This is a genomic window from Vibrio scophthalmi LMG 19158 (assembly GCF_000222585.1).
Classification (GTDB): Bacteria; Pseudomonadota; Gammaproteobacteria; order Enterobacterales; family Vibrionaceae; genus Vibrio; species Vibrio scophthalmi.
In genome coordinates this window covers 20,283-35,573 of the sequence record NZ_AFWE01000073.1, presented here as the reverse complement: position 1 = coordinate 35,573, position 15,291 = coordinate 20,283, and the positions used below count along the sequence as shown (strand labels likewise).

The following is a 15,291-nucleotide window of genomic DNA, read 5'->3' as shown; positions in this document are numbered from 1 at the left end:
CTCTTTATTCCTGAATTGATTTATTTTCGTCTGGTGCGACGTTCAAGATCTGTAGGCTGCCTTTCATTATTTCAGCGAAAACAGGACCGGCTACAGAACCACCATAATAATTATCACCTTGCGGCTCATTCACAATCACCACCAAGGCCACGCGTGGATCACTGGCTGGTGCCACCCCCGCGGTATACGCAAAATATTCATCACCATAACCACCGGCAATCGCCTTACGCGAAGTACCGGTTTTCGCCGCAACACGATAGCCCGGAACCGCCGCTTTGGTAGCCGTGCCTCCTGGTTGGGTTACGGTTTCCAGCATGCCCAGCACCATACGAGCGTATTTCTCGCTAATCACCTGACGAGAAAAGTCTTGCTGGTTGTTTTCTAAGATGTGCACTGGCTGGTATTTACCATAGTTACCCAACGTGGCATAAGCGTGCGCAAGTTGCAGAGGTGTAATGGTCAAACCATAACCAAAAGAGAGCGTGGCGATTTCAAATTTCGACCAACGACGGCGATTAGGGAAAATACCGGTCGATTCACCGACCAGATTCAAGCCTGAAGATTCGCCAAAACCGACCGAGCTGTACATACCCAATAATGCTTCCAATGGCATTTCTAACGCCAGTTTCGCCACACCGATGTTACTCGACTTTTTCAAAATGGTGGTCAGATCGGCCTTGCCCACTTTCGAGGTATCCCGAACACGACTGCCGCCAACCTGCATGATGCCGTTACCGGTATCAATCACGGTGTTTTCATCAGCCACACCATTTTCTAATGCCGCTAACACCACGAACGGTTTAATCGTAGAGCCTGGCTCAAAGGCATCGGTGATCACGCGGTTACGCATTTTCGCTGATTGCAAATCTGCGCGGTTATTCGGGTTGTATGAAGGAGCATTGACCATCGCCAATACAGCGCCCGTTTTAACATCAAGTAGTACCGCAGAACCCGATGTAGCGCGGAAATCTGCCACTGCTTGTTTGATCGCGCGATAGGCAATTGCCTGTAGGCGCTGATCAATAGTCAGCGTCAGTGGTTTACCTTCTTCTCGCTCTTCAAGCGAAATGTTTTCTACCACTCGGCCATAACGGTCTTTACGAATAATTCGTTTACCCGCTTCACCGGTAAGCCATTTATCGTAGCTACGTTCAACCCCTTCTAAACCGTGGCCATCAATCCCAGTCACACCCACTAAGTGAGCACTAACCTCACCGGCAGGGTAATAACGACGTGACTCCGGTTTAAGGCCAATGCCGGCCAACTTCAACTGACGAATGTAATTCGACATCGCAGGACTGACTTGGCGCTGTAAGTAAATAAAGCGACGAGTTTTGTTGCTATTAATTTTGTCTAGCAAGCCTTGGCGATCAAGACCTAAGACATCCGCGAGAGCATGCCAGCGGTCAACATCAACTAAGCCACCTTCTTTGAAAATGGTTGCCGGATCGGCCCAAACCGCTTCAACGGGCACACTGACCGCCAAAGGTTCACCATTGCGATCGGAGATAATGCCACGTGCGGAATGTAAGGTTTTGGCGCGAATAGAACGCAAGTCACCTTGTTTGATTAGGTTGTCTGGTTCAATAATTTGGATGTAACCAATACGTGCGACGAGCGCCGTAAAAATGGCAAAAACAAAGAAAAGGACTAAGTAGAAACGCCAACGAATCAGTTGAGGAGGCTCAACATCGGGTTTCTTCGGCGTTGGTTTGATTTTCGGAGAACTCATGGTAAGTCAATCACCACTTCTTTATCAGAGTCGGGGCGTTTCATCTCTAACTCTTGCTTTGCAACGGCTTGTACACGGCTATGTTCCGCCAGTGCCGTTTCTTCTAACAGTAAGTTACGCCACTCATTGTCCAGTCGTTCGCGTTCAACCAAAGCTTGGTCTTTTTCGGTTACCGCTTCACGAGTATGGTGAGTCATAAAAACCACCCCCATCGCACTAGCAAAAATCAATAACAACATACCAAGGGGAAAACGCCCGGTGGTAATTAAGTCTCGACCGATGAGCTTGGCAAGATTAGGCGTGGTTTTACTCATGATGAAATTACAGTTTCTCTGCGATACGTAATACTGAGCTACGCGAGCGAGTGTTTACTTCCACTTCTTGCGTCGTTGGTTTAATCGCTTTGCCGATTGCTTTTAAGTTAGCACTACCAAGCTCACGGATTTGCGCTTCCGTTAAAGGCAGTCCATGTGGCACTTGTGGGCCCTGGCTCTCTTTACGGATAAAACGTTTCACCATGCGATCTTCCAATGAGTGGAAGCTGATCACTGACAAGCGTCCTTCCGGTGCAAGAATGCTCGCCGCGCCTTTTAGCGCTGTATCGATCTCTTCTAGCTCACTGTTGATGTAGATGCGGAACGCTTGGAATGAGCGAGTTGCTGGGTGTTTTTTCTCTTTGAAGCTTTTTGGCGCAGCATCAGAGATGAGTTTTGCTAACTGGCCAGTACGAGTCAGCGGTTCGTTCTCTTCGTTTTCACGATAAGCAACGATCGCTTTAGCGATGCGGCGAGCGTGTTTGTCTTCACCAAACTCACGAATAACCCAAGTGATGTCGTCCAAATCCGCTTCCAATAACCACTGAGAAACAGAAATGCCCGACGTTGGATCCATACGCATATCTAACGGGCCATCTTTCATAAAGCTAAAGCCACGCTCTGCATCATCTAGCTGTGGTGATGAAACACCAAGATCAAACAGTACACCGTCAACTTGGCCAACCAAATTGTAGCGCTCAGCGTATTCGGCAATACCGGAAAATGGGCCATGAACGATAGTAAAGCGAGGATCATCGATCTTGTTTGCTTCTTCAATCGCTTGCGGGTCACGGTCGATACTGAACAGACGACCATTCTCACCCAGTTTCGACAAGATTGTGCGGCTGTGGCCACCACGACCAAATGTACCGTCTATGTATGTGCCATCGGGTTTGATTGCCAATCCATCGATCGATTCATTCAGTAATACAGATATGTGTTTAAATGCTTCTGTCATAGTTATCTCATCGGCTAGCGTGTTGATGCGCTCTAACTCTTCAGTGTACTGATTTCATCACGCAGTGCCACCCTTGGTCGCTTGTATCACGTGACATTGCGCTAAGTTTAATACTCAAGCGCCTTCAATATCGACTTTGAGAGCCTAGACGCGGCTTTCAGTTGAAGAAAAATAACGTCAATTATGAACGTTTTTTCAAGCCCATCGGATCATAAAACCCCAGCATTGGCAGGCAAAGAAATTTCAGTCCCACTAGAAAGTTAGCTGAAAAGAGCCTGAGTATATTGCTTAGGAGAATATTTTCGTCAGTAAAATGCAAAAAACCCATCATAACGCAAGCGTTACGATGGGTCTCGAATAGGTGGAGTCGACGTATAAGCCGGGTTCTGTATCCGCTTGCGCGGTGATAGCCATTCGTCTAGGCCAGCAATCGCTCACTGGCTCAAGCAACCTACCCGCCTCCTTACGCGAGCAACGCAATGTGGAGGCCTATTTGGTCTTGCTCCGGGTGGAGTTTACCTTGCTACGAACTGTTGCCAGTCGCACGGTGCGCTCTTACCGCACCCTTTCGCCCTTACCTGTGCTCTTGCGAGCCATCGGCGGTCTTCTTTCTGTTGCACTTGTCGTAGGCTTGCGCCTCCCAGGCGTTACCTGGCACCCTGCTCTATGGAGCCCGGACTTTCCTCCCCTTTGTCAGTCTCCCGAAGGACGTCAACGCCAGTCTCCCGAAGGGACTTCAGCGTCAGTCTCCCGAAGGACATCAACAAAGCAGCGACTATCCAGTCAACTCCGAGGCGGATTGTATAGAGTTCAAGGTACAGTGTCTAGCGAGATCACAAATATGATGAGATATGGATGTTAAACGGCTAAAAAGCGAACATTTCACGGCGAGAAGAGTGAAAAGACAAAGAGTAGAGAACGCTGCGCTTCGAGATTCGAGAGACGAGAAGATAAAGAGTCGGGAACGCTGCGCTTCGAGAAGCGAGAGCTAAGAGCGAAAAGACAAAGAGCCGAGAATGCTGCGCTTCGAGAAACGAGAGCGAAGAGCGAGAGGACAAAGAGCTGAGAACGCTGCGCTTCGAGAAGCGAGAGCGAAGAGCGAGAAGACAAAGAGCCGAGAACGCTGTGCTTCGAGAAACGAGAGCGAAGAGCGAAAAGACAAAGAGCCGTGAACGCGGCACTTCGAGAGGCTAGAGCGAAGAGCGAGAAGACAAAGAGCTGAGAACGCTTCACTTCGAGATTCGAGAGACGAGAAGACAAAAAGCCGAGAACGCTTCGCTTCGAGAGACGAGAGACGACAGCCAGGTAACCTCGCCTCTATAATCTCGCCTCTAAACTCTCGACTCTAAAATCCGCTTAACCTAAATTCTCTAGACCCCATTTGTAGAGGGCGTTTTTCTTTAGGTTGTAGATCTCAGCAGCTAAGGCTGCAGCTTTTTTCAGAGGCAGCTCTTTCGTCAAAATAGCGAGGGTGCGAGTCACTTCGTCTGGCAGAGTCTCTTCTGCCACTTCACGGTGACCATGAACTAGCAAGACCATTTCACCACGTTGTTGGTTACTGTCCGCTTTAACCCATTCGATCAATTCACCCAGCGGCATACCTTGGAAAGTTTCGAAGGTTTTCGTTAACTCACGAGCCAATACCACTTCACGTTGTGAGCCAAGAATGTCCAACATATCTTCTAAAGAGTCTAAAATGCGATGAGGTGACTCATAAAAGATGCAAGTACGCTCAACTTTAGCGATTTCCAATAACTTATCTTTTCTTGCTTTGCTCTTTGGTGGTAAAAAGCCTTCAAAGCTAAATCGATCCGAAGGTAAACCAGACGCGCTCAATGCGGTAATGACAGCACAAGCACCTGGTAGTGGGACAACTTTAACCCCGGCTTGACGACATTGATTGACGAGATGGTATCCTGGATCACTAATAAGTGGTGTACCCGCATCGGAAACCAAAGCGATTGACTGACCTGACAACAATTTTTCGACTAAAACTTGCGCTTTTTGTTGTTCGTTATGATCATGCAGAGGAAAGGTTTTTGTCGGGATATTAAAGTGCGCTAAAAGCTTACCAGTATGACGAGTATCTTCTGCCGCAATCAGATCGACGCTAGAAAGTACTTCAATGGCACGTTGCGTAATATCGCCCAAATTGCCAATTGGAGTGGGTACAATAAAGAGAGTTGGGATCTGTGCTGGTAAGGTTTTATTATCTGTCATTTGTTTAGCATCACTTCAACGATTAATATAGACACAATTTTATACGGAATTAACGAATAACTCATGGCCATAAATAACCAAAAGCGACTAAGTGTAACACGCTTACTGACTCCTGTAGCCCTTGCGGTGGTATTAGCAGCGTGTTCGTCTACTTCATCAACACCCAATTATGTCGATATTACGCTCGACCCGACTCAGTCGGTGACCAACTACCTTATGCGTGCTGACAGCAGTGAAGGAAGCTTACAGAGCGACTGGTTGATTATGGCGCTGAAAGCCGCAGTCGAAGCCAATGACATCAATCAGGCTGATTTATTGATCAAGCGCCTTGCTCGTCAACCGCTAACGGATATGCAGCAAGCCGAATGGCAGCTGTCTCGCGCAACACTGTTGTACAACAATGAGCAAATAAACCAGGCGGCTGAACAACTTAATTTCCGTCCATCTTGGCGTCTTGCCAATGAACAGTGGAAAGATTACCACCAGCTACGCGCGGATATTTTTGCTAAGCAACATAACTACTTCGACGCTGCTCGAGAACTTACTCAACTGGCAGAATTTGAAGACAAATCGCAACAAGGCTACCTAGCAGAAAGCATTTGGCAAAACTTGACCCAATACCCAGAAGCGCAGATCACCCAATTTAATACCGCGGCGAGTAGTGCTGACTTCGATGGCTGGGTGCAATTGGCGATCTACAATGCAAGTTTGGCCAGTAACATTGCTCAATTGAAAAATACGCTCGAACAGTGGTTGGCAGAAAACCCATCGCACCCTGCAGCTCTTTATACGCCACAAGCCATTGAAGACATTCTCGCTTTGGATGTAACGAAACCAGTTAATACCGCCCTACTGCTACCACTATCAGGTAAGTTTGCCAAACAAGCTCAGTTGATCCGTGATGGTTTCATCTTGCAAATGATGAACGACGAGCAGCGTGATCCTAACGCAACCTTAACCGTAATCGATACCAATGCTACCGATATCAACTCGCTACAACAGCAGTTCATCGAAAAGAATATCGACTTTGTGGTTGGTCCTTTGGTGAAAGGCAACATCGCTAAACTACAACAAGCACAAACGACGACAGGCCATCCATTGCCAATGCTGGCATTGAATATTCCTGACGAAGTAATGCCAGGTAGCAATATTTGTTACTTAGCACTGTCGCCAGAACAAGAAGTAGCGCAAGCCGCGAAACATCTATTTGCTCAAGGTTATCGCTACCCATTAGTGTTAGCGCCGCAAGGTCGACTAGGACAACGTGTGGTTGAGGCCTTTGAAGCGGAATGGAAAAAGTACAGCAACGATAAAGTTGCCGTAAACCTCTTCACTGAAAAACGTCAGCTACAACGTAATATCAACACCGCTTTTGGGCTGCAAGAGAGCCAACAGCATATCGCGCAGATGGAATCATTACTTGCTCTGTCACTGGAAAGCCAACCACGTAGCCGTCGTGATATCGATGCGGTTTACATCGTTGCTGGCAGTGCCGAGCTAACGCTGATCAAGCCGTTTATTGAAGTAGCAATCAACCCAGACACTAACCCACCGAAACTATTTTCGAACTCTAGCAGCAACAGCGGCCGTCAACAGTACGAAGATTTAACCGGCGTAATGTACAGTGACATTCCATTACTGATCCAACCAAACAGCGCAATTGAAGCGCAAATGAATCAGATGTGGCCTAAAGGTTCAAACGCTGAAAAACGTCTGCAAGCGTTGGGAATGGATGCTTACTTATTAATGGAACAGCTACCGCAAATGAAGGTGGTTAATGGTTACCGTATCGATGGTAATACCGGTGTACTAAGCATCGACAACAATTGTGTCGTGCAGCGTGAAATCAGCTGGGCTGAGCATGGCAACATTGATAGTGCAGACGCGCAACAAGCTGAGCTCATCGACAACACAGCAGAAGCCAGTGCTGAACAAGCTAACTAAAGGGCTTTTTTTCGAGTCCGCCGCTGAACAACATCTTGTGAGTTGCGGACTCAGCAAAATTGCGAGAAACTTTCGCATCAAAGGTGGTGAGATCGATTTGATCATGCGCGACCAAGACACAATTGTCTTTGTTGAAGTACGCTACCGCCAAAACCAAAATTATGGACATGCTGCAGAGACTGTCACCTACAGCAAACAACAGCGTTTAATTAAAACGGCCAATGTTTGGTTAATTAAACAAGGATTGTCCGTTCATTCGACCAATTTTCGTTTCGATTTAGTCGCTATTCATCATGATGGAAAGCAGATTGATTGGATCAAAAACGCCATAACTCAAGGGTAACCAATGCTAGAGAGCATTAAAGAAAGCTTTACCGAAAGTATTCAAATTCAAATCGCTGCGGCAGAAGCCCTGCCAGATGCCATCACCCACGCGGCGCAAGCCTTGGTCTATAGCCTACTCAACGGCAATAAGGTGCTTTGCTGCGGTAATGGTGGCTCTTTATCCAATGCTCAGCAATTTGTCTCCTGTTTGCTCAACCGGTTTGAAACGGAGCGCCCTAGCCTACCTGCAATGGCATTAACCGCGGACAACACCACACTAACGGCCGTCGCAAATGACTACCACTATGAGCATATCTTTTCTAAACAAGTGCGCGCTTTTGGTCAGCCAGGTGATATTTTATTAGCGATCTCAACCAGTGGTAACAGCAAAAACATCATCAAAGCGATGGAAGCAGCGGTAACTCGCGATATGACTATCATTGCACTAACCGGTAAGGACGGTGGTGAAATGGCCGGCTTGCTGGGTGAAAATGATGTTGAAATTCGTATTCCATCTCACAGAACGGCTCGAATTCACGAGGTTCATATGGTGACGTTACACTGTTTATGTGATTTGATAGATCAAGTTTTATTCCCCACTCACGAAGAGTAAAGAGATGAACTTAATCAAAGCCTTATTGATTGCCACCCTGGTAATGTCGACCAGCGGATGTGTCGGCTTATTTGTTGCTGGTGCAGCAACAACCGTCAGCGTTGTCACTGACAACCGTACCACCAAAGAGATTTGGAACGACAATAATATCGAATTTGAAATCGCAGGCATGACCAACAAAGCCCCTTATCGTGGCAATGTACGCGCGACCGCGAGTTCTTATAATGGTATTGTGGTGCTAATGGGGCAAGCCAATACCCAACAGATACTGAATGAATTTGAAGCCCAAGCACGTAAAACCCCAGGGGTAACACAAATTCACAACCAAATCAGAGTGCAGCAGCCACTCTCGATCGGTGAAATTAGCCACGATAGTTGGATTACCACTAAAGTGAAGTCAGCACTGCTCACCAATGAAGAGCTGAGCACAGTAAAAATTAAGGTCATTACCGAAGGTGGTGAAGTATTTTTGCTTGGCTATGTGTCTCGCGCACATGCAGATTTAGCGGCAGAGATTACGCGTAACGTATCTGGTGTCAAACAAGTGATCAAAGCTTTTCAATACGGTGATTAATACCGGAGAGTCATGATTGATAGGCATAAAAAAAGCAGCGTAAGCTGCTTTTTTTGATTCTGCTGTTGGCTATTAACACCCATCGACTGATTGGTATTACTTAACCACGCGAAGACTCGGACGGCCTTTTGGTCTTGGTGGCTCATCATCTGAACCATCATCACCATCAGTTTCAACACTTTCCGTCGCCAATGACAGACTACTGATTTCACCCATCTCTTCGATGAACTCATCTTCAATCTCGTCAAAGGTATCCATGTACGCATCTTCTGGTTCAAACATAGTGCCTGCACCATTTTCACGAGCGTAAATCGCTTGTACTGCGTAAAGAGGGACAACAACCACATGAGGTCGGCCACTGAAGCGCGCGTTAAAGGTGACTTCATCATCACCCAACTGCAAGTTACCCACCGCACGTGGTGCGACGTTCAGAATGATCTGACCGTCTTGGACAAACTCTTGCGGCACACGAACACCTGGCAGTGTAGCTGCAACCACTAGATGCGGTGTCAAGTCGTTGTCCACTAGCCACTCATAAAATGCACGAAGCATGTATGGGCGGCGTGGTGTCATGTTCGAAATATCCATCAAACGACGATTAGCGCAGTAGACGCATTTCGCGCTCAGCTTCAGTCAATGAAGCTAAGAATGAATCACGTTCAAATACGCGGTTCATGTAAATTTTCAGTTCTTTAGAGCCAGGGCCTACAAGCTCGATACCTAACTGAGGCAAACGCCATAGTAGCGGAGCTAGGTAACAATCGATTAGGCTGAATTCTTCGCTCATAAAGTATTCATATTCTGCAAATACTGGGCCTAGAGTCAGAAGATCGTTACGTAACTTGTTACGAGCCGCTTCAGATTCTTCAGCAGTACCGTTAACCACTTTCTCTGCTAGTGAGTACCAGTTCTTTTCGATACGGTAGATCATTAGACGGCTGTTACCACGAGCAACCGGGTAAACAGGCATTAGTGGTGGATGAGGGAAACGCTCATCTAGGTATTCCATAATGATTTTTGAATCGTAAAGTGCAAGCTCACGATCAACCAAAGTAGGAACCGTTTTGTATGGGTTCAGCTCGATCAATTCCGCAGGTAGGTTAGCTTCATCAACTAATTCAACCTCAACGCTTACGCCTTTTTCAGCGAGAACAATGCGTACCTGATGGCTATACATATCAGATGCACTTGAAAATAGAGTCATCACGGAACGTTTATTGGCAGCTACAGCCATGGAGCCCTCCAGCACAATTACAGGAATAAAAACAACAATGGAGGCTAAGCCTCCATTGTAAATTATCAAATTTGGTATTTAGCGCTGTATGATAGCATATTTAATGCACATCACGCCAATACTCTTTCTTAAGCAGTACCACGACTATAGTGAAGATCACCAAGAATGCCATCACCCACCAACCTAAAGCATGACGCTCAAGTTTGACTGGGTCGCCTGAGTACTCCAAGAAGTTAACGAGATCACGAACCGCTTGATCATACTCTTCTTGGTTAAGCTCACCCGTACCGTCAGACTCGATACCAACCACTGTTTCAATGGTTTCGCCATCAACGACCTTGGTTTCGATGATCGGCACCGGAATGCCTTGCAGCTCTTCAAGTACATGCGGCATACCAACACTTGGGAAAACAATGTTGTTCACGCCAAACGGACGTGCAGGATCTGCATAGAAAGAGCGCAAATAGGTATATAGCCAGTCAGTACCTCGAACTCGTGCTACCAAGGTGAGATCCGGTGGCGGCGCGCCAAACCATTTGGCTGCTGACTCATCAGGAATGGCATTTTCCATCAAGTCACCAATTTTAGCATTTGGATCAAACACCAAGTTTTCTTTCATCAACTCAAGCGGAATACCAATGTCGGTCGCGACACGCTCATAACGTTGGTATTGAGCCGAGTGACAAGCAAAACAGTAGTTCATAAACAGTTTGGCACCGTTTTGCAGTGACGCCTGATCACTTAAATCATTGTTTGCTTTGTCTAATGGTACATTTGCACCCGCAGCCATCGCCAAGGACGGCAACATTGCAAATAAAACTAAAATCCACTTTTTCATTTGAATGTCACCCTCTCTGGTAATGGTTTCGTGGCTTCGTTCTTACTGTAGAAATACAGCAACACGAAGAACATGAAGTAACCTAAGCTAAAGATTTGTGCGAGTAATGTGTATAGCGCTGTTGCAGGCAACGCACCCAACACACCCAAGGCAACAAAACAGATGGTGAACTGAATAATATTGAACAAGTGGAACTTACTGCGGTAACGGTACGAACGTACTTTACAGCGATCCAGCCAAGGTAGTACGAACAACACCGCAATAGAAGCGCCCATCGCAATAACACCCAACAGCTTATCTGGAACCGCACGCAAGATGGCATAGAATGGCGTGAAGTACCAAACTGGTGCAATGTGTTCCGGTGTTTTCAGTGGGTTTGCGGCTTCAAAGTTTGGTGGCTCAAGGAAGTAGCCGCCCATCTCTGGATTGAAGAACAATACGTAACAGAACAAGAATAAGAAACCAGCCACACCAACGAGATCTTTCACTGTCCCATAAGGGTGGAAAGGTACCGAGTCGATAATGTCGTATTTCTTAGTGTAGTAATCATGGAATTTGAACTGCGTTTTATAGTCATCGCCCATGGTGCCTTTCGGCAGTTTGGTTTCGATACCGTCTGGGTTATTCGAACCGACTTCGTGAAGTGCTAGTACGTGAAGTACGATAAGCAACAGAAGCACAATGGGTAGAGCAATAACGTGCAGAGCGAAGAAACGGTTCAGTGTCGCGCCAGAGATAACGTAGTCACCACGAATCCAAAGCGTCAGATCATCGCCAATCACCGGAATAGCACCAAATAGCGAGATGATTACCTGCGCGCCCCAGTAAGACATTTGTCCCCATGGCAATAGGTAGCCCATGAACGCTTCAGCCATCAACACGAGGAAGATCAACATGCCGAAGATCCACAGTAGCTCACGTGGCTTTTGGTACGAACCATAAATTAGGCCGCGGAACATATGCAGATAAACCACAACAAAGAACGCCGACGCACCTGTTGAGTGCATATAGCGCAGTAGCCAACCATACTCAACATCACGCATGATGTATTCGATAGAGGCAAACGCACCATCACCAGATGGTACATAGTTCATCGTCAGCCAAATACCTGTCAGGATCTGGTTAACCAATACAAGCATCGCTAATGAGCCGAATAGATACCAAAAGTTAAAGTTCTTCGGCATCGGATATTCAGAGAGGTGCTTTTTATACGCATTCATTGCGGGTAAGCGTTTTTCTACCCAATCAAGTAGAGCTTGCATTATGCCTCCCCTTCTTCGTCAACACCGATCATGATCTTGGTATCGCTTAGATACATGTGCTTTGGTACTACGAGGTTAAGTGGTGCGGGTACTCCTTGGAATACACGTCCAGCCATATCAAATTTAGAGCCATGACACGGGCAGAAGAAACCTGACTTAACACCTTGAACTTGTTCGCTAAAACTGTCTGGCAAATAGGTAGGAGAACAACCAAGGTGGGTACAAATGCCAACAGCGACAAAATATTCTGGTTTGATGGAACGGTAAGCATTCTGTGCATACAGCGGTTGCTGCTCTTCCCCAGAGGAAGGATCACGTAATTGCCCATCAAGTTCTTGTAGAGTATCAACTACAGTTTGAGCACGACGAACCACCCATACAGGCTTACCTCGCCACTCGACACGCACCATTTGCCCTTCTTCTAGCTTACCGACATCAACGGAAACTGGGGCTCCTGCTGCTTTTGCTTTTTCACTTGGGTTCCAAGATTTAATAAAAGGAACGGCAACCGCAGCAGCCCCTAACCCACCAACAACAGCTGTTGTGGCAGTTAGAAAACGTCTACGACCGTTATTTAAAGGCGCATTGCTCATCCAAACATTCTCCCATTTGCTCCTTTTGGATTCTTGTTATTCCTTACCAAAGAGCATGGCTAACAAATTAAGTTTGTTGTATTTATTTGATTGCAAATGATAAATAAAACCCCACTTTCTGACAAGGTAAAGCTACTTATTTGTAACAATTAAGGATACAAACGCCAATGTCGTCACAAAAGAAGAACACAGAAAACAACTATTTTTGGGGAGGGTGTTGAAGAGGGTATGAGGGAAAGAGATTTTAGAGCGCAGAAAAACAAAAAGCCTGGCATAAGCCAGGCTTTGAAACCACGTCCCAGTAAAAACTGGAAGCGAAATCTTTGAAAAAGATTAACGCTTAGAGAACTGTGGTTTACGACGTGCTTTACGTAGACCAACTTTCTTACGTTCAACGCAACGAGCGTCACGAGTAACGTAACCAGCTGCACGTAGAGCAGGACGGAAAGACTCATCGTATTCCATTAGAGCGCGTGTGATACCGTGACGGATCGCACCAGCTTGACCAGAAATACCGCCACCTTTAACAGTAACGTATAGGTCTAGTTTCTCAGTTAGTTCAACTAGCTCAAGAGGTTGTTTAACAACCATGCGAGAAGTTGGACGACCGAAGTATTCATCAAGGCTACGCTTGTTGATTACGATGTTGCCAGTACCCGGTTTGATAAAAACACGTGCAGCTGAGCTTTTGCGACGGCCAGTGCCGTAGTATTGATTCTCTGCCATTTCGAAATCCCCGATTAGATGTCTAGTACTTGTGGTTGTTGAGCAACATGGTTGTGCTCAGCACCAGCGTAAACTTTAAGCTTACGGTACATAGCACGGCCTAGAGGACCACGTGGCAACATACCTTTAACAGCAAGTTCAAGAACCATCTCTGGTTTCTTAACAATCAGCTTTTCAAAAGTGATTGATTTAAGACCACCAGGGAACTCAGTGTGACGGTAATACACTTTACCTTTAGCTTTGTTACCAGTTACAGTAACTTTCTCAGCGTTGATAACGATGATGTAATCACCAGTGTCAACGTGAGGAGTGTATTCAGCTTTGTGTTTGCCACGTAGGCGAGATGCAATTTCACTTGCTAGACGGCCAAGAGTTTTACCTTCAGCGTCTACAACATACCAGTCGCGTTTTACAGTTTCTGGTTTAGCAACGAAAGTTTTCATGCTAATAATAACCCGTTAATTTAAATTTAAACTTAAAGGAGCAGGAATGCTCCCACTGTCTAAGAGCCCAGTCATCACCCCTTCGAGTGGGTGGCACTCTTGGTCAAAAACTTTGGAAATTCATCCAAAAATGACCTGCAGTAACGGTGGGTCGCAAGATTATAGAGAAGTGAGTTGAAAAAATCACCTCTTTTTTAAATAAAAATATGACTTTTTCTTTACCGTAAATATCATCCAGCCTTTATGCCAAGTGCTCTCTAGCCAGATACTCATGGCTTTGCATTTCTGTTAGGCGTGATATACAACGTTTAAACTCAAATTCCAGCGTCCCAGCAGTATAAAGTTGCTCTAATGCGACTTCTGACGAAATAATCAGTTTTACGTTTCGCTCATAAAATTCATCAACTAACGCAATGAAGCGCCTCGCCGCATCATCGACTAACTGATGCATCTGTATTACCTCTGCTAACAACACACTGTGGTAAACCTTCGAGATTTCGATGTAGTCATTCTGACTACGAGCGGTTTGGCACAACTGAGCAAACGTCGCGTGCAATACTCCATCGGCTGCTTTGAGTACACCCACTTGGCGATGATTAATCTCAATTGCGGCCGCAGAGGCTTTCCCCTCTCCCACCAATTGCTCGTAATAACGACTAAGGTTTTCATGCGCTGTTACATCCAAAGGGAAGTGATAGATCTCCGCTTGTTCTAGCGTACGCAGACGATAATCAATCCCGCTATCGACATTAAGCACATCACAATGGGTTTGAATCAGTTGAATGGCTGGCATGAAGCGCGCGCGCTGCAAACCATTACGATAGAGATCATGAGGAGGGATATTTGATGTGGCCACCAAAACGACGCCGCGTTGAAATAGAGCTTGGAACAAGGTACCGAGGATCATCGCGTCGGTAATATCAGAAACAAAGAATTCATCAAAACAGATGATCTCCGCCTCTTGCTTCAAGATATCAGCAACCGCTTCCAGTGGATCGCTCACATCATGCAGCTCACGCAATTCATCATGCACTCGCAGCATAAAGCGGTGAAAGTGAACGCGCATCTTCTTCTCAATGGGCAAACTATCAAAGAAGGTGTCCATTAAATATGTTTTTCCACGTCCGACTCCACCCCAAAAATAGAGCCCATTGGGTGCATCCGGTGGCGCAGGGGTTTTACCTAGCCATGATTTCCATTTCGGCACAACGACCACCGGAGCCTCAATATAAGCAATCATTTGATGATAAAGAGAATCAAGTGCCTGAACGGCTTGGCGTTGCGCATCATCGACTTGAAAGCCATGGTTCTCAACGTCTTGTTGGTAGCGTTGTAATGGTGTCATTGCTAGACCTTCTATTACTGCTGCACTGAGCTATCCTGAAATCGACCGATGATATTTTCTACAGATTCATGGGATAGGGTCACACGCATTTTTCTTTATTGGTTTAAGGTCTCATAGTAACATGGTCAACGAGCATCTGTAATTAACTAGTAAACAGCATGTTAAACTAAA

The 15,291-nt window shown here is 46.2% G+C and carries 16 protein-coding genes and 1 other RNA gene; 4 read left to right on the top strand and 13 right to left on the bottom strand.

Annotation, left to right across the window (positions count from 1 at the left end; all coding sequences use genetic code 11):
• Positions 1-4: 4 nt before the first annotated feature.
• From RH88_RS05550 to rsmI, 5 genes are all read right to left on the bottom strand, one after another.
• The gene (locus tag RH88_RS05550) at positions 5-1,732 is read right to left on the bottom strand and encodes a peptidoglycan glycosyltransferase FtsI (protein WP_005594064.1); all 1,728 of its coding nucleotides are present in this window, start codon (positions 1,730-1,732) and stop codon (positions 5-7) included.
• Positions 1,729-2,046, bottom strand: a complete 318-nt coding sequence (gene ftsL, locus RH88_RS05545) for a cell division protein FtsL (protein ID WP_005594063.1) — start codon at positions 2,044-2,046, stop codon at positions 1,729-1,731. Before ftsL ends, RH88_RS05550 begins: the two co-directional genes overlap by 4 nt.
• Positions 2,047-2,053: 7 nt before the next feature.
• Positions 2,054-3,004: a 16S rRNA (cytosine(1402)-N(4))-methyltransferase RsmH gene (gene rsmH / locus RH88_RS05540; RefSeq protein ID WP_005594062.1), complete on the bottom strand. Its 951-nt coding sequence runs from the start codon at positions 3,002-3,004 to the stop codon at positions 2,054-2,056.
• A 359-nt stretch (positions 3,005-3,363) separates the two neighbouring features.
• Positions 3,364-3,795, bottom strand: an RNA gene (gene rnpB, locus RH88_RS22695) — RNase P RNA component class A.
• A gap of 565 nt (positions 3,796-4,360) precedes the next feature.
• A complete protein-coding gene (gene rsmI, locus RH88_RS05535) occupies positions 4,361-5,224 on the bottom strand; it encodes a 16S rRNA (cytidine(1402)-2'-O)-methyltransferase (protein WP_005594060.1) in 864 nt (287 codons plus the stop codon).
• Positions 5,225-5,287: 63 nt separating this feature from the next.
• Here rsmI and RH88_RS05530 point away from each other — a divergent pair, with 63 nt between their 5' ends.
• Genes RH88_RS05530 through RH88_RS05515 form a run of 4 tightly spaced genes read left to right on the top strand, consistent with a single transcriptional unit; the run spans position 5,288 to position 8,679 of the window.
• Complete coding sequence (locus tag RH88_RS05530) at positions 5,288-7,168, top strand: penicillin-binding protein activator (protein WP_005594059.1); 1,881 nt, start codon at positions 5,288-5,290, stop codon at positions 7,166-7,168.
• The gene (locus tag RH88_RS05525; RefSeq protein ID WP_005594057.1) at positions 7,149-7,511 is read left to right on the top strand and encodes a YraN family protein; all 363 of its coding nucleotides are present in this window, start codon (positions 7,149-7,151) and stop codon (positions 7,509-7,511) included. Before RH88_RS05530 ends, RH88_RS05525 begins: the two co-directional genes overlap by 20 nt.
• A 3-nt stretch (positions 7,512-7,514) precedes the next feature.
• Positions 7,515-8,105 carry a phosphoheptose isomerase gene (locus tag RH88_RS05520; protein WP_005594056.1) on the top strand — a complete coding sequence of 197 codons (591 nt, stop codon included), beginning with the start codon at positions 7,515-7,517 and terminating at the stop codon, positions 8,103-8,105.
• A gap of 4 nt (positions 8,106-8,109) precedes the next feature.
• On the top strand, positions 8,110-8,679 hold the full coding sequence (locus tag RH88_RS05515) for a BON domain-containing protein (RefSeq protein ID WP_005594055.1): 570 nt from the start codon (positions 8,110-8,112) through the stop codon (positions 8,677-8,679).
• A 96-nt stretch (positions 8,680-8,775) separates the two neighbouring features.
• Here RH88_RS05515 and sspB read toward each other — a convergent pair whose 3' ends face one another.
• The 8 genes from sspB to zapE form a co-directional block, all read right to left on the bottom strand.
• Positions 8,776-9,267, bottom strand: coding sequence for a ClpXP protease specificity-enhancing factor (gene sspB, locus RH88_RS05510; RefSeq protein WP_005594054.1), 492 nt, complete (start codon positions 9,265-9,267; stop codon positions 8,776-8,778).
• Positions 9,268-9,277: 10 nt separating this feature from the next.
• Positions 9,278-9,913, bottom strand: a complete 636-nt coding sequence (gene sspA, locus RH88_RS05505; RefSeq protein ID WP_005594053.1) for a stringent starvation protein SspA — start codon at positions 9,911-9,913, stop codon at positions 9,278-9,280.
• A gap of 100 nt (positions 9,914-10,013) precedes the next feature.
• A complete protein-coding gene (locus RH88_RS05500) occupies positions 10,014-10,751 on the bottom strand; it encodes a cytochrome c1 (protein ID WP_005594052.1) in 738 nt (245 codons plus the stop codon).
• Positions 10,748-12,013 carry a cytochrome b gene (locus RH88_RS05495; RefSeq protein ID WP_005594051.1) on the bottom strand — a complete coding sequence of 422 codons (1,266 nt, stop codon included), beginning with the start codon at positions 12,011-12,013 and terminating at the stop codon, positions 10,748-10,750. Before RH88_RS05495 ends, RH88_RS05500 begins: the two co-directional genes overlap by 4 nt.
• Positions 12,013-12,606: a ubiquinol-cytochrome c reductase iron-sulfur subunit gene (petA, locus tag RH88_RS05490; RefSeq protein ID WP_005594050.1), complete on the bottom strand. Its 594-nt coding sequence runs from the start codon at positions 12,604-12,606 to the stop codon at positions 12,013-12,015. The genes RH88_RS05495 and petA overlap by 1 nt, the downstream gene beginning before the upstream one ends.
• 333 nt (positions 12,607-12,939) lie before the next feature.
• On the bottom strand, positions 12,940-13,332 hold the full coding sequence (gene rpsI, locus RH88_RS05485; RefSeq protein WP_005594049.1) for a 30S ribosomal protein S9: 393 nt from the start codon (positions 13,330-13,332) through the stop codon (positions 12,940-12,942).
• Between the two features lie 14 nt (positions 13,333-13,346).
• Positions 13,347-13,775, bottom strand: a complete 429-nt coding sequence (gene rplM / locus RH88_RS05480) for a 50S ribosomal protein L13 (RefSeq protein ID WP_005594047.1) — start codon at positions 13,773-13,775, stop codon at positions 13,347-13,349.
• Between the two features lie 241 nt (positions 13,776-14,016).
• Positions 14,017-15,120 (bottom strand): cell division protein ZapE, encoded by a 1,104-nt coding sequence (zapE, locus tag RH88_RS05475; RefSeq protein ID WP_005594045.1) that lies wholly within the window; start codon positions 15,118-15,120, stop codon positions 14,017-14,019.
• Between the last annotated feature and the right edge of the window lie 171 nt (positions 15,121-15,291).